Annotated in this window: 12 protein-coding genes; 9 read left to right on the top strand and 3 right to left on the bottom strand. The window is 42.5% G+C overall.

What is annotated here, in order from left to right; translation table 11 throughout:
• Nucleotides 1-269: 269 nt before the first annotated feature.
• The 3 genes from HP552_RS28935 to map all read left to right on the top strand — a co-directional run bounded on the left by HP552_RS28935 (nt 270) and on the right by map (nt 2,196).
• Nucleotides 270-866: an acetylglutamate kinase gene (locus HP552_RS28935; protein ID WP_175398809.1), complete on the top strand. Its 597-nt coding sequence runs from the start codon at nt 270-272 to the stop codon at nt 864-866.
• A 146-nt stretch (nt 867-1,012) separates the two neighbouring features.
• Complete coding sequence (locus HP552_RS28930; protein ID WP_246311104.1) at nt 1,013-1,309, top strand: hypothetical protein; 297 nt, start codon at nt 1,013-1,015, stop codon at nt 1,307-1,309.
• Nucleotides 1,310-1,455: 146 nt separating this feature from the next.
• A complete protein-coding gene (gene map, locus HP552_RS28925) occupies nt 1,456-2,196 on the top strand; it encodes a type I methionyl aminopeptidase (protein ID WP_175398808.1) in 741 nt (246 codons plus the stop codon).
• Nucleotides 2,197-2,258: 62 nt separating this feature from the next.
• Here the strand turns inward: map and HP552_RS28920 are convergent, their stop codons facing one another.
• From HP552_RS28920 to garR, 3 genes are all read right to left on the bottom strand, one after another.
• Nucleotides 2,259-3,578 (bottom strand): gluconate:H+ symporter, encoded by a 1,320-nt coding sequence (locus HP552_RS28920; protein ID WP_175398807.1) that lies wholly within the window; start codon nt 3,576-3,578, stop codon nt 2,259-2,261.
• Between the two features lie 133 nt (nt 3,579-3,711).
• The gene (locus tag HP552_RS28915; protein ID WP_175398806.1) at nt 3,712-5,148 is read right to left on the bottom strand and encodes a four-carbon acid sugar kinase family protein; all 1,437 of its coding nucleotides are present in this window, start codon (nt 5,146-5,148) and stop codon (nt 3,712-3,714) included.
• On the bottom strand, nt 5,135-6,043 hold the full coding sequence (gene garR, locus HP552_RS28910; RefSeq protein ID WP_175398805.1) for a 2-hydroxy-3-oxopropionate reductase: 909 nt from the start codon (nt 6,041-6,043) through the stop codon (nt 5,135-5,137). Before garR ends, HP552_RS28915 begins: the two co-directional genes overlap by 14 nt.
• A gap of 288 nt (nt 6,044-6,331) precedes the next feature.
• Between garR and HP552_RS28905 the strand changes: the two genes are divergently transcribed.
• The 6 genes from HP552_RS28905 to HP552_RS28880 all read left to right on the top strand — a co-directional run bounded on the left by HP552_RS28905 (nt 6,332) and on the right by HP552_RS28880 (nt 14,852).
• Nucleotides 6,332-6,985, top strand: a complete 654-nt coding sequence (locus HP552_RS28905) for a GntR family transcriptional regulator (RefSeq protein WP_246311103.1) — start codon at nt 6,332-6,334, stop codon at nt 6,983-6,985.
• Nucleotides 6,986-7,826: 841 nt separating this feature from the next.
• Nucleotides 7,827-10,061 (top strand): S-layer homology domain-containing protein, encoded by a 2,235-nt coding sequence (locus tag HP552_RS28900; protein ID WP_175398804.1) that lies wholly within the window; start codon nt 7,827-7,829, stop codon nt 10,059-10,061.
• Nucleotides 10,062-10,075: 14 nt separating this feature from the next.
• On the top strand, nt 10,076-10,936 hold the full coding sequence (locus HP552_RS28895; RefSeq protein WP_175398803.1) for a GNAT family N-acetyltransferase: 861 nt from the start codon (nt 10,076-10,078) through the stop codon (nt 10,934-10,936).
• Between the two features lie 338 nt (nt 10,937-11,274).
• Entirely contained in the window at nt 11,275-11,730 is a 456-nt protein-coding gene (locus tag HP552_RS28890; RefSeq protein WP_175398802.1) for a DinB family protein, read from the top strand.
• Between the two features lie 187 nt (nt 11,731-11,917).
• Nucleotides 11,918-12,262 (top strand): hypothetical protein, encoded by a 345-nt coding sequence (locus HP552_RS28885; RefSeq protein ID WP_175398801.1) that lies wholly within the window; start codon nt 11,918-11,920, stop codon nt 12,260-12,262.
• A gap of 130 nt (nt 12,263-12,392) precedes the next feature.
• Nucleotides 12,393-14,852 (top strand): GH39 family glycosyl hydrolase, encoded by a 2,460-nt coding sequence (locus HP552_RS28880; protein ID WP_217506579.1) that lies wholly within the window; start codon nt 12,393-12,395, stop codon nt 14,850-14,852.
• Nucleotides 14,853-14,958 lie beyond the last annotated feature (106 nt).

Raw genomic sequence — 14,958 nt, 5'->3', positions numbered from 1 at the left:
CAAAGAGGTCGCATCTCCAACGATGGCATCAACTGGATAAGGAGGGTGTACACTGTCTCTTGGAGTACAAATAAGTTGCCTAGAGACATGGAGAGAATCCGTCTAAGAAAAGATGGATGTAAAACCAGTGTAACTCCTATTCATCCATTTATTTTGTTTATCCTCAATCACAGTTTCAGGGAATGACGAGCGAGTCAACTATTGTGGATTAGAATGCACCAATGAAGGCTATAGTCTATATATTGTTGTAAAAAAGGAGTTGTTGGATAATGATTAATTATGTTCCTACGTACTATTATCCTGTCTTTCGAGTAGCCGATCACTTGAGCTGGCCGCCAGCCAACATAGATTTAAACAGGAAGCTCAGAGCACTATGGGAACAGCACGTGTTCTGGACGAGATTAACAGTGAATAGTATCGTCGATGGGCTTGAGGATGTCAAACCAACAACCGCAAGACTTCTACGAAATCCAAGTGATTTTGCAATGGTGCTTGAACCGACTTATGGGACTGCTATTGCCAATCAATTTGAGAAACTGTTCAGAGAACATTTAACGATTGCCGCAGAACTTGTCAGTGACTTAAAGGCTGGTAACACTACTGCAGCGGAAGATGCTCAGAAACGATGGTATGCCAATGCAGATGCGATTGCAGCTTTTATGGCCCATATTAATCCATATTGGTCTCAAGTGGAATGGCAACGGATGATGTATGAGCATTTACGTCTCCTCAGTGAAGAGGTTGCAACTCGCATCGCGAAAGACTACGTAAGAAATGTTGCAATAAGTGATTCCATTGAAAAACAGGCTCTAGAGATGGCTGATATGATGACAATCGGAATTGCACAACAATTCCCTACCGTATAGAAGTTTTAATGAATTTGTAGATGCTTGGGGTTCAGTTAAAACTTTTGAGAGTCGCTATTTTAGCGGCTTTTTATTTTATAGGTCAAGTTTTTTCCTAAGCCAATGTCAAAAAGTTACTGCCATATGACCAGCAGACCAAAGAACAATTGAACATCATGATGCGTAAAAACATGTATAACAACACTCAATTAAATGAGGCAGTGAGCATGTATACCGACTTAATAGCAGCTGAACAGCTAACTTTTCCTTCCCATTTACCTGTCCTTTTCTTTGTACAAGCAAATCACCCTGTGACAGATCAATGGATCCCTGAACATGAGAAGCAAATAGAGGAGTCTCTGTATGGAGAAATGGTCTTGTTGGACGCGGGACATTATGTATATCGTTCCCATGCAAAAGAAATCGCTGGAAAAATACAAGAACCTGGCATCAGTCCACCCTGATCGATTGCTTTGTTCAACTAACGTTGGGACGTTTATAAAAAAGTTGCTAAGCTTCGCTCCTTTGGATATGATTATTTAATGCGGTGTTTTCGAGAAAATAACACTTATATGGTTAATTGATAATAATGGATAGTGAGGTAAGCGAAATGATTGCAAGAACAGAAGAAGACTTTAATGGTTTGAAGGAAATCGGCAAAATTGTTGCCTCGATTAGAGATGAATTGGTACGAAGAACAAAAAACGTTATAACGACAAAAGAGCTTGACGATATAGCTGGAGAGCTTTTCGAGAAAGAAGGCGCAGTGTCAGCTCCAAAAAGTGAATATGATTTCCCTGGTTATACTTGTATTAGCGTTAATGAAGAAGTGGCACATGGTATTCCGGGAGATCGGGTCATCCAAGAAGGGGATCTGGTGAATGTAGATGTTTCCGGCTCAAAGAACGGTTATTTCGCTGATACAGGAATCTCGTTTGTCGTAGGCGAGGGAGAAGAAGTGTTAACGAAAATATGCAGTGTTGCTAAACAAGCATTTGAAGCAGGTCTTAAAAAAGCAAAGCCTGGCTCCAAAAAAAGCGGAATTGGAAAAGCAGTATTCGTAACGGCAAAACAACATGAATTAACGGTCATCAAAAACCTTACAGGACATGGTGTTGGACGCGCTATCCACGAAGCACCTGACCATATTTATAATTATAACGATACATCGGATGATGAGTTGTTAAAGGAAGGGATGGTTATCGCTTTTGAACCATTTGTCTCAACCCTTGAAGAGGAAGTATACCAAAAAGGAGACGGATGGACCTTTGCTACAAAAAAAAGCTATGTAGCACAAGTGGAACATACGATTATCCTTACTAAAAATGGTCCAATTATTGTCACGCTTTAATCAATTCAATAAGCAAAAAAATAAAGGCATGGTTCGGTTAAGAACATGCCTTTATTTCTTGTTTACATAAACATATCCAGAATCAAAACACCAGCTAGTCCTACCAACGATATAATCGTTACCATAACAGACCAGGTTTTTATCGTTTTGCCGATACTGAGATTAAAATATTCCTTGTATATCCAGAATCCTGCATCATTGACGTGAGAGAAGGTAACGCTTCCTGCACCCGCAGCCAGTACCATCAATTCTGAACTTACACCCGTTGCGGCAACCAGAGGCGCGGCAATACCGGCTGCTGTCATACCGGCTACAGTTGCAGAACCAACGGCAATCCTTAGAATTGCTGCAATCAGCCAGGTCAAAAGCAATGGGGAAAGGGTTGATCCCGACATGAGGTCAGAAATGTACTGGTCAATATGACTGTCGATCAAAACCTGCTTAAACGCACCACCACCAGCAATAATTAACAAAATCATTCCAATTCCACTTACAGACTCGCTTAGTGAGGTCATAATTTCAGGCATTTTCTTACCCAGATTTAATCCGAAAGTAAAGATGGCGACAATAACTGAAATTAATAGAGCTACATTCGCATTACCGATAAAATCAGTTACTGGTGAAATGGCTGATTCAGGCGCGAATATTTCGACAACGGTTTGAAGCGCGATCAAAATGACAGGTAAAAGAGCTGTGAACAGGCTGATTCCGAACTTAGGCAGTTCCTCTTCTTTAAATTCCTTTGGATTAAACAGACCTTTAGGGATGTCAATCTGCAAAGCTTCTTTTTTAAATAGTTTTGTATAAACAGGACCTGCAAGGATGAACGCAGGGATGGCAACGATTATTCCCAAGATCATCGTTAAACCGATATTCGCTCCAAAAACGTTAGCAACAGCTGTTGGGCCAGGGTGCGGAGGAACGAATCCGTGCATGGTTATAAGTGCTGCAATGACGGGCATCCCCAGATATAGAACGGGCACTCGAGCAGCTCTTGCGATTGTAAATACCAATGGAATTAAAACGACTACTCCGGTTTCAAAGAATAAAGCGATTCCAACAATAGCGGCTGTAATAACTGCAGCCAGCTGCGTTCGTTTTTGACCAAAGGCACTAATCATGGTTGTAGCAATACGCTGTGCACCACCAGAATCGGTCATTAGCTTCCCGAGTATTCCACCGAAAATAATGATCATCGTTAAATGTCCGAGTGTTCCACCCAAACCGGATTCGATGGATTCGACAGCTTCGATCGGGGACATTCCTTCAAGTACTCCTACTGCCAGGGAAACAATAATCAATGATATGAAAGCGTTTAATTTAAAGAACATCATTAATATGAGTAGCAGGATGACCCCAATCGTAACAGAGATAATTGGCATATATTTTTCCTCTTTTCCTTATTGGCTTAATAAAGGAGACCATACTGTAAGGAGTGCGCTAAATTTTTTCAATTATAGTCATTGTAAAGTGTTACTCCTTACAGTCTGGCCAAAACTGATACGTACATTTAAATTACTTCGTACTTAGCATTTCAACAACTTCTCTCAAATCCGTTTTGGCACCCACGTTTCCAGGGAAGATGACATAGGAAAGGCCCGGGAATTTACTCTCACTGCCTGTTGTCCATACGGGAATGCCTGGCCGGATTTGTCCAGCAACGGTTGCTCTTTTGACCTCCAGACCATTCGTCCCAATATCACTTGAGGTTATACCACCCTTGGCAATAATATAGGCGGGTCTAACTTCTAGACGTTTTACAATACTGGTGACTGCATCTGAAATCTTAACGGAGAGCTTTAACTCTTCTTCTTTTCTGTTTTCTCCAAGATCCAATCGTTCTCTTCTTGTATAGACAGCTACATTTTTTCCTTGAAGAATCAGTTCATTGGTTGTGTCAACAACTCTGTTAAGCTCGGCTTCGAATTGATCTGGCTCTAGTACAAGGTGAACATTGAATTCGATAAACTCAACAGCTGCAGACTTCTGAAGTTCTCCGAATTGTTCCGTCGTCTTTTTCACATGTGATCCAATGATGACCAATCCGCCATGGTTCGTGTCGGCACTCATCATTTCCTCACGAGTGAGAAGGCTTTTATCGCTAATGCCTCCCATGACTTTCGTAAGTGCAGCAGCACTTCGGAATAGAAAATGCTTCCCCTTGTTTATGGCTCGAATTAAAGCGATGGCGAAGATCTGTACATCGGCATAGTCAACCGCGTTCACAATAACTTTATTGAAATTTTCTACATGCATGAGCTGCTGTTCAATGGATTCAATATTCATGGCACGCAGACTTTCCAGCGAAATGTAAGTCATATGTTCGGCTTGATATTTTCCATTTGATTTTTCCTCAGCCCATTCACCCAAATGTGATTTCGTGTAGCCAAAAGTGCGATCTTTTGAAAATTCGGTTTCTCCCGCAGGAATCAATTCCGTATCATACTGAACGTAGTGAATGTCATCAATTGTGAAGCGTCCGCCTTCTTTAAAGAAAGGGAGGAGTATCTCGCCGTCAAAGTGTGTATCAGACATTGCTTGAACGGTATCTTTCAATACTTCCGTTTCCAGCGGATAGTGTCCTCTTAATGTGGAGTCACCGCGGCTAATAATGATGAATTCACGATTGTTTTTCTTAGCAGCTTCTACAATATTTGCAGCAATTTCTTGATGTGCTTTTGTCGTTTCTGCAGCTGTAAATCCGCGTGAATTGGTCAGAATAAAGAACATCGAATGTTCTTCCTGAAACCCTTTGTTGATACTTTCCAAGGACCAATCCGTATAGACCGATACGCCATGTACCGTTTGTACGCCAGTCGGATCATCATCCAAAACGATAATTTTGCGGTTGAAGCTTTGAAGTTCTTTATTGATCATTTCATTTATGAGGCTGGTGTCCGGAGAAGGGATTCTGCTGAAAACTTCTGCTGCAGACCGATTATTTGTTTTCATGGCCCAGTCCCCTAACTTCGACATTTGCGAGTTTTTCATAATATTGCACGATCCCGCCATGGTCGTCCATCAGTTTACCGTCCACTTTAAGCGCATGGAACATTTCCAACAGATGACTGGAAAGTGGGAGAGGGACACCGATCTCGTGAGCCGTATCCATGACATTGGTAATATCCTTCATATTGATCGCGATCGTACCGCCTGGAGCAAAATTTCTTTCCAGAATCAGCGGAACTTTGGCATCGAGCACTGCACTTCCCGCTAATCCGCCTCGGATCGCCTGATACATTTTCTCGATATCTATGCCCGCCTTAGCTGCCAAGACAAGAGCTTCGGACATGGCGGCAATGTTTAAATTTACGATGATTTGATTCGCTAATTTAGCTGTAACTCCGCAGCCGCTATCACCAACTAAGGTTACAGCCGTTCCCATGTCAAACAGTACTGATTTGGCTTCTTCGAATACGCTTTCTTTACCACCGACCATAATAGCCAATGTACCATCAATGGCTTTAGGTTCTCCGCCGCTTACGGGTGCATCCAAAAAGCCGATGCCTCTTTTGGCAGCTTCTTTTGCCAGAGCAATGGAAACAGCAGGAGTGATGGAGCTCATATCGATAATAATAGAGCCTTCATTTGCTCCCGATAAAATTCCTTGTTCACCTAAAACAACAGCTTGCACATGTTGAGATGCAGGGAGCATGGTGATAATTATCTCACTGTTTTCCGCCACTTCTCTGGGTGAGGATGCCGCAGTTGCACCTGAGTCTACCAATATTTGAACCGCTTCCTGATTAAGATCATTAACGGTTAATGCATGTCCCGCTTTGGTGAGATTTAGAGCCATTGGTTTTCCCATGATTCCTAATCCAATAAAACCTACTTTTTTAGTCATGTTGTTTTCCTCCTGATACTGTTCTAAGAAAGGCTTTTATGCCTATGAATGGATATCTGTTCAAAAACTAGATTCAAACAACGTTGAAGCAACTTGGTGTGCTGAAAATGATAATGTTTCCTGCGGCAACCGCTTACATCGTTGTTTGCGTTTTCATTGTATACTAAAAATATAAAATTGTATACATTAAAATATAATTTTGTATACAATTTATGAAAAGACGTATACTTTTATGATGAGGCTTCGTTTATTGGAATGATTTTATGAACATAATTTGGTACTATATTTATGATGAGAAATGAAACTGAGGTGAAGTTTGTGCATGAAAATAATAGCTCACGACCGGCGTATCATCAGTGTTATGAAATTCTCCGAGACAAGATTTTAAACGGTGAGCTTCCTAGCGGTACTAAGATCGTTGAAGAAAAACTAGCTGCAGAGCTTGGAGTTAGCAGAACGCCCATAAGGGATTCCATACGAAAACTGGAGAATGAAGGATTAATCGTTCAAAAAAAAGTGGTTAAGCCAACCGAAAAGGATTTACGGAATTTATTTAATGTTCGTATATTGTTGGAAGGGTATTCAGCCAAATGCGCAGCGAATTTTCTCAAAGACACCGAGATTGAAGAGCTGTATAAGTATGTGGAGATTGGGAGAACAGGGACAAAAGATGAAATTATGTCGGCCAACGAAGGCTTCCACAATGACATTGTAAAAGCAAGTAATAATCCTCTCATGATCGATATTATAGACCGGATGCAAGCTATTATTTATCTATTTAGGAAGACTGTCGTTATTTATAATCGTCCTCATCTTATTGATGAGCATGAGGAAATATATGAGGCAATCAGGTCCAGAAATGGTGAGAAAGCAGAAGATCTGATGAAAAAGCATCTAGAAAACGATTTGAACTTTTATCTTCATGTAATGAGCAATCAATGAGAATTGCCAATACGTGGTTAGAAAAGGAAAAGAGCCTGTCTTTGTATAAAGACAGGCTCAATTTAATTCGAACTATCAGGTGAACATTTTATTGTTCACTTAGCCTCAGCCTCCATTTTGTTATGAAAGGACCACTGTTTTTGTCCCGATTCATAAAAAAACACTTGAAGTTCGTTTTTGAATAGCGTTTCTATTTGTGGTGTAAATGCCTCGTAACTTCGCTGACACTGGTAACTAATTGATGTTAGAAACTTAATAATCGAGAAGAAAATAGCCTCAAGGGTCTTTTCATTAATCTCCTCATGTGTACTTCCTTCTTGAATCACTTCCCTCATGACACTCTCGCTTAGTACTTTTTCAAGCAAGTCATATTTGTCAATAAAGTGATACTAAAAGGTTGCACGATTAACCGTAGCAGCAGTTGTTATATCTTTAATGGTTATGTCTTTAAAATCATTTTTCATGGATAACTCAATAAATGCATCCATTATTAGCTTTCGCGTACGGAGAACACGGGGCAGAAGAATTGGCAGATAAAATATTGTATCAGCATGCGCTATTTGCGCATTCACGCTTTTTGGGACAATTTGATATGGGTGGTCAGCCAAGTCTTTGATTGCCAGTACTCAATTTCTTAGAGGACCAATTTTAGTCAAATCTAATACGAAGCAATCGTCAGATTTATTTTGAATATGCAGTATTTTAAATGAACTCATTCCTCTTTTAAAAATTATTTTTTTTACATATAAAAATTTAAGAGAAAAATGTCGAAATTTAATAAGCATCGTTTTTCACTCTTTGAGTGAATTGTTTATTTCAGGCACATATAGGGGGCACTAATTTGAAGAAGAAACTGCTTATTAAAGTCATGACAACAACCGCTTTGCTCAGTGCAAGCATCCAGCCTGCCTTCGCTTCAACGGATCTGACCGATATCAATGGTTCGTTTGCCAAAGATGCAATTCTGAAACTGGCCGAAGCAGGAATTGTCAGCGGGAAAGGTGACGGCAAGTTTGATCCAACCGGCAAAATAAACAGACAGGATTTCGCCATCATTCTCGTCAAAGCTTTAGGTCTGGATATGGACAGCGCGCCTGTAAAGCCAACCTTCTCAGATATTCCGGTAGACAACTACTCCTACAAATATGTTGAAGCCGCTATTAAAGCAGGTTTAATCAAGGGACTTGGGAACGGTACCTTCGGCTTGGGACAAAATCTCTCCCGGGAGGATATGGCAGTGTTGTTTGCCAGATCGTTAAGCTATACTGCAGGTTCCGATATTACAGTCGGTAAAGCGTCTCAGCTGACATTCACGGACGCAGCCTCCATCGCAGATTATGCTAAAGATTCGGTAGCCGCAGCCGTTGAGCTTGGACTGATTAATGGAAACGGCAACGGCACCTTTAACCCACAAGGCAATGCCAGTCGTGAACAGGTCGCTTTGGTGGCCAGTAAATTTCTGTCAGCCCAGCAAAAAATAAAAGAGGACATCGCGAACCAGCAGTCCGAGGAGCAGGAAACTCCTGCACTTCCGAGCACAACGCCTCAGCCAACGACTCCGGTTACCTCCGGCAGCTCAAACAGCGGAAGCAGCAGCGGCAGCACCGGGAGCCCGGCAACCCCAACCGATAGCATACCTCCAACGGTAGTCATCATGTCATCCACACCTGTTCCGGTTGGCGGGAGCGTAAGTGTAACGAGCACGGAAATCGGGTCTGTGTATTTGGTGCCTTTTGAAGGCATTCCAGCGAACGTATCCGGGCTGAATACATTAGTAACAGAGCATCTTGCTGTGAAGGGAACCGTTACAGCAGCCAATACCCAAACCTTCATTTCAACCGAGGGACTGGCTGCCGGAATATACCGGGCAGTTGTTGTTGATGCAGCGGGCAATGTTTCCGTACCTTCGGCTGCGTCGATTGAACTGGTAGAGAACACAATTCAGACAACTTCAATCGTGTTCTCGGATGCGAGCACGATTGTGTTGAATTACGAGGAAGAGTTGGACCCAGCCCATAAACCGACTGTCTCTAACGAGGATTGGGATACCATTACCTCAGATCTGGTTGTTAAAGGCCTAGATGGGGAGGAACTTTACCCTATTCAATTAGTAAACGAGGATGTCACGATTTTAGGGAACCAAGTAATCATTAAACTCCCTGAACCGGTGCAAGTTGAAGATAGCCTGTATATCTCATATCAGCCGCATGCCGAGGAAAATGCTCTCCGTACCTTGTCCGGGAAAAAAGCTCAGTCAATTAGCGAATACAAAGTCCAATATTCAGAGAATAATGAATCCACACTATCATTGTCTCTAGTACCGAATGCTTCTTTTGTAGTTAATCCTTCTTTAGTAGCTAATGAACCGATTACATTATTTGTATCAACAAATCCCGAAAACTATAATAAGCGCAGTATTAAAAGCTTAATTCAGGTAAAGCGGGGCGAAACGGTAGAGAACTTCCAATACAATGCCAAAGATAATGATTTCGATATTATCGATGCAGAGCAGCATGTACTGGGCAGCGTAAGTATCACTTCCAGCTCAGATGCACTGTCGATAGTTCCAAGTGGAGATAACGGAATGACTATTATTCCTTCTATCCCCCTTATATCGGAAATGAACACTCAGCTTGTGTTTACACTTCACGAGGAAGGAAATGATCAATTGAAAGAGGTTGTACTTCCCGTTACGATTGATCAGAAGAAACCAACCGTAACGGATGTTACCTATGATAACGGCAAAGTTACGTTGGATTTTGATGAGCCCATTTCCGTTCCGTTAGGCTTTGCAAGTAGTCCTGTATTGGAATATTCACCTACAGGGGATTTTACTGGTGAAAATGGGGTGTTTTTAACTGGGAACATGTTAGATACGGGTAGTTCGGAAACAGATTATCTTTATTCCTTAGTTAATAATCAGCTAGTAATTTTACTGACGGATGAAGCCTTCACTAGATATGGCTTTGCATCCCCTGGAAGATTCCGAGTAACCCTCACCGATTATCAAGACTATTCGAAAAATTACCTTGAACAGAATCAGTGGGAAGTGTTTATTCCCGCGATCCAGGATTGAGCCAGCCAGCCCGAGTGGAATTTGTTATCTTTCAAAGGGCTGTTCCAGACGAATTTCACGCTTATATTTCGATAGAGCACCGCGCAGTCCTGAAGCAAATGCCGCATTTCTACGCTGCCGTGGGCGTAATAATCGAAGGGAAACCGGCAGGAATTTCATTAATCCACCTTCCTGCTGATCCTAAGCGGCCGGCAAAGCTGCTAGATTTTTATGTAGACGAGGCGTTTCGCCGGCAAGGAATTGGCCGAGCATTAATGAATCAGCTTTGCCTATTACTTAAGAAGGCGGGAGTTCAAGAACTGACTGTTGAATATCTGAGGAGTGAAAGGGATCAAACCCTGTTATCGGCTTTTTTTCAAGCTTGCGATTTTGATCTTCCGGTTCCCGGTATTTATGTGTACAGTTCATCCCTACAGGTACCACAAGAGTTCCCTTGGGTAAAACGCTTATCTCTGCCTGAAAGCTTTACAAGTAGTCCTTTTCATTCAATTTCGACTGAGGAGCGGAATCGGATTAAAGAGGGGATTGGAGAATGGTACCCCTCAATTTTGGATCCTTTTGCAGAAGAAGAGTTAATCGACAGAGGCCGAAGTGTTATTCTGCGTCACAACGGCGCGATTGTGGGATGGCTGATCTTTGAACCTTTTGACGACAAGACCATTCTATGTAAAACCATGTTTGTTCGCAATCCTTTTCAACGTATGGCCAGAGGTATTGCATTGCTGGCCGAGGCAAGCCGGAGGATGGCAACGGATCCGGTTTATACAGAATTGATCTTCTTTGTGGAAGCGGAAAATCAACCGATGGTGAAGTTTCTTAAGAAACATGTTTGTTCTCCACATATTGAAAGAAGAAATTTTATGGAGAACACATAAGACATTTGATTAGATAGAACAATATAAATCCTCCTCTTAGAGTTAAGCCTTGGCTTAACTCTTTTTTCATAACAAGAGTTAAGCTTTGACTGCGACCAAGAAGGAGAATGGACAATTTAGATCAACCATTAAACGTATGATAAAATGTGGATAGTGGTGATATGATGAACAAAGAAGAATTTCTGGTTGAGCTTGAAGAAATAATGGAGGATAAGATGTATGTTGGAAACGGCATTGAAGACTTAACTTTTAAGCTTTAATTTGATTTTGGATGCACATATGAAACTGGAGGAAAACAGTTGTTCAAGCAATCGATGAGAAAAGAGGGGGAAAACGAAATGAAGACGATCAAGGGTATGATGGATCACCTGTACTGGGCGAACGGACGCATCCTGGATGCGCTTGAGGAGAGTGGGACGAAGAACAAGGATCTACTGAAGCTGGTTCGGCATGTCGCGGTCGCGGAACGAGTCTGGCTCTCCCGATTGCAGCTCAAGGGCAGCGGTCAATATACGTTGTGGGAGGAAGCGGAAGACGTGACGGAGATCCGGACGATGTTCGAAGAAAACGCCGAGCAATATCGCGCCTATATTGAAGGGCTTGAGGAACCCGATTTGGACGAAATGATCGACTATGCAAACCAGAGCGGGGAACCGTTTCGAACGTCCGTCAGGGACATCCTGTCGCAAGTCCTCTTACATGGGCAATATCACCGGGGACAGATTAACCGGGCACTTCGGATCGAATCGGCAGAGCCTGTACAAATCGACTACATTACATACACAAGGCTTTAACTGGGACTAATAATCATCATTACTCTGAAAAGGAATCGGCGTTGAACTAACGTAAAACGTTAATTCAACGAATCAAGGGAGCGGTTTGCTGCGGCAGCTGCTCCCTCTCTTTTTTTTACGGGCAGGATAGTTTGCTGATTTCTTTGTTTGAACATAGTTATGATAAAGTAACACAGGAGGGATGGAAATGAGAATAGCAAAACGTATTGGAATAATGTCTTCAATGGGCTCCATGATCCTATGGGTTATATTAATTTTATTCAATCCATACACTCATGAACGTGCTGAGAATGATGTTATCATAAGCACGTTATTTTCACTTTTTATTCCAGCTTGTTTAGCATGGTTAGCATCCATTATCCAAAAGCCATCACTTATGTTTATTGCATTTTTCTGGTCACTTCCTATCAGCCTATATATGACGATGACCCCGAGTGTTTTTAAATGGTTTGGAGTTACTTCTATTATGTACCTCATATCCGGTATTTTGATCATTAGGGGAATTAGGTCTCGACTAAAGCGGATTAACTAGGGAAAGAATTGACTATGACTCATTGGGAATTTGTTTTCTTGCAAACGATACGTTTATATTAATCATTACGAGGGAGGGGAAGTCAATTCGTTATTTGTACGAGTTTATACAGCATCAGGACGACCTACCCATGAAGCTCTTTGTGAACAGCGTGAAACATGTTGATTTTCATTGGCATAAGGAAGTCGAAATTGTGTATGTCCTGCATGGCTCAATCATCATGTATCTGGATCAAAGGCAGTACACGCTCCATGAAGATGATGTTGTTGTGGTAAACAGTATGTCTGTCCATAAGATTGAGCGGACCAGTCATGACAATGTGCTTCTGACGCTGCAATTCGGTCCGGAGCTGCTAAACAATAATGCGTTTATCTCCTGCAATTCTGCTCTGAATAACGATGGAGATGAATTACGATTAACCAGCATCAAACAAAACCTTGCGCAAATGGTATGGGAAATCAACAAAAAAACGCAGGGTTATCAAAACTATACGTTAGGAAGACTGCAGACGTTATGCGGATGTCTTTTACGATATTTTGCCGACGGGACGAAGGTGGAAGCAGAGGAGAGCAGCAAGGAGTACGATTATAAAAGGCTGAACAGGGTCCTGGCTTACATTGATAGCCACTACAATGAGAAGATCACGCTGCAGGATATGGCGGCTTCCGAGCATTTGAGCATGCATTATTTCTCCCATTTCTTTACGGACAAAATCGGAATTCCCTTCCAAAAGTACTTGACGCTCATTCGCCTGGAGAAAGCCCAGATCCAACTGACAGGGAGCGAGAAGAAAATTTCGGAAATCGCGCTGGATTGCGGATTCGCCAATGTGAAGCTGTTCAACAAATACTTCAAAGAAAAGTACGGCTGCACGCCTGGTTCATACCGTGAAGTGTCGCTAGCGCCGGAATACCAGAAACTGAATCAGAACCGAAAACCCAAAACGTACGAAGAATCTTCAAGCGGGGATTATTATGAGATGGACACGTTAAACGCGATGGGATCGCTGTATCGGTATCTGGACGTGAGAACGGAAACGGAGCAGGCGTTGCCCCCATCCTCGAAACCCCAAATGGAAGAGCAGCACGTGATCGAGATACGGAAAGACCACACTACAGCTGCTTATGAAAAGCACTGGAATATCACCATGACCGCAGGCCGAGCTGCAGAAGGTTTGCGCGAGGATTGGCGGAGGCAGCTGTCCGAAATAAGAGCACGAATTCCGTTTCAATACATCCGGTTTCACGGCATATTTAATGATGAGATGATGGTGTACAGCGAGAATGAGGACGGAACGCCAGTCTACAACTGGTCCTACGTGGACAAGCTCTATGATTTTCTTCTGGCTCAGGGGGTCCGGCCATTCGTGGAGTTGAGTTTCATGCCGAGTCTACTTGCCAGGTCCAATGATACGGTATTTCGGTGGAAAGGAAATATCAGTCCACCATCCGATCCCGCCCGGTGGGAAGCACTTGTGTGTGAATTCATTCGTCATTGTTTAAACCGATATGGGGCACAAGAAGTGAAGAAGTGGTATTTCGAAGTGTGGAACGAGCCAGACTTGGCAGGAGTATGTTGGGCAGGGAGCAAGGAAGAATACTTCGCTTTTTATGAATCCACCGTTCGTGCCATCAAATCGCTGCTGCCCGAACTGAAGACGGGTGGCCCTGCCATGGGTTACGGATCGCTTTGGAACGATACTTGGACTGAAGAGTTTTTGGCATATTGCCAAAAGCGTGAAGTACCCTTAGACTTCTTTTCATTCCATATCTATTCGGAGTATCCGAAACTCAAAATTGAAGAAGATCGTCTGACCAAGATCATGCCTCCTTCGTTTTATAAGGATAGCATTGAACGTTTACGTCAAAAAATGAATGCGTCATCGTACGGACATGTTGAGCTTCATGTGACAGAGTGGAATTTTTCACTGTATGACCGAAACTTGCTGCACGATACGATGTTTATGGCTCCGTTTGTTATTTACCACACCGTGAATACGCTCGGTGACATAAAGGCGATGGCTTTCTGGTCCTTTACTGACGTTTTCGAAGAAAGCATCGTTCCGGCTTCACCGTTCTATGGAGGTTTTGGCCTGATCAATCGCGACGGACTGAAAAAGCCGGCGTATTATGCGTTTGAGCTAATGCAGAAGCTGGGGGACGAACTGCTTGTCCAAGGAAATGGTTATGTTGGTACTCGAAAAAGTGATGGAAGCATGCAATTCCTGTTCTATCATTACGTACACGTAGATCAGCTTTTTGCGAGTGGAGACTGGTCGGAATTATCTGATTCAGCCCGATATGATGTGTTTGAGAAAAAAGGAAACAAGGCATTCGATCTCAAACTAGATAGTCTCAAAGGAACGTATAAATGCACCACCTATCGACTGGATCGGGAGCACGGATCGGTATATGACGAGTGGATTCGCATGGGATCACCCAATTTTTTAACAGAAGAAGAGATCTCTTATCTTAACGGCAGAAGCGGTCCGGTTATCCGAACAGAAATTGTGCAGGATCAACATTGGCGCAAAGAAATTCTGCTACCGCCACATGGTGTAGCCCTGCTTATACTAGACCGGCAGTATTAAATGATTGTGGAATTTTAGACTCAAGGCATCCTTTCCGCAAGGAAGGGATGTTTTTTGTTGTTTATTTCAAGCCCAACCAGACATGATAGAACTATAGGCATGAAGA

This window comes from Paenibacillus xylanilyticus (assembly GCF_013359935.1).
GTDB classification, from domain to species: Bacteria; Bacillota; Bacilli; order Paenibacillales; family Paenibacillaceae; genus Paenibacillus; species Paenibacillus xylanilyticus.
Note: the sequence above shows the minus strand (reverse complement) of the source record. Positions and strands in the feature narration are given on the sequence as shown.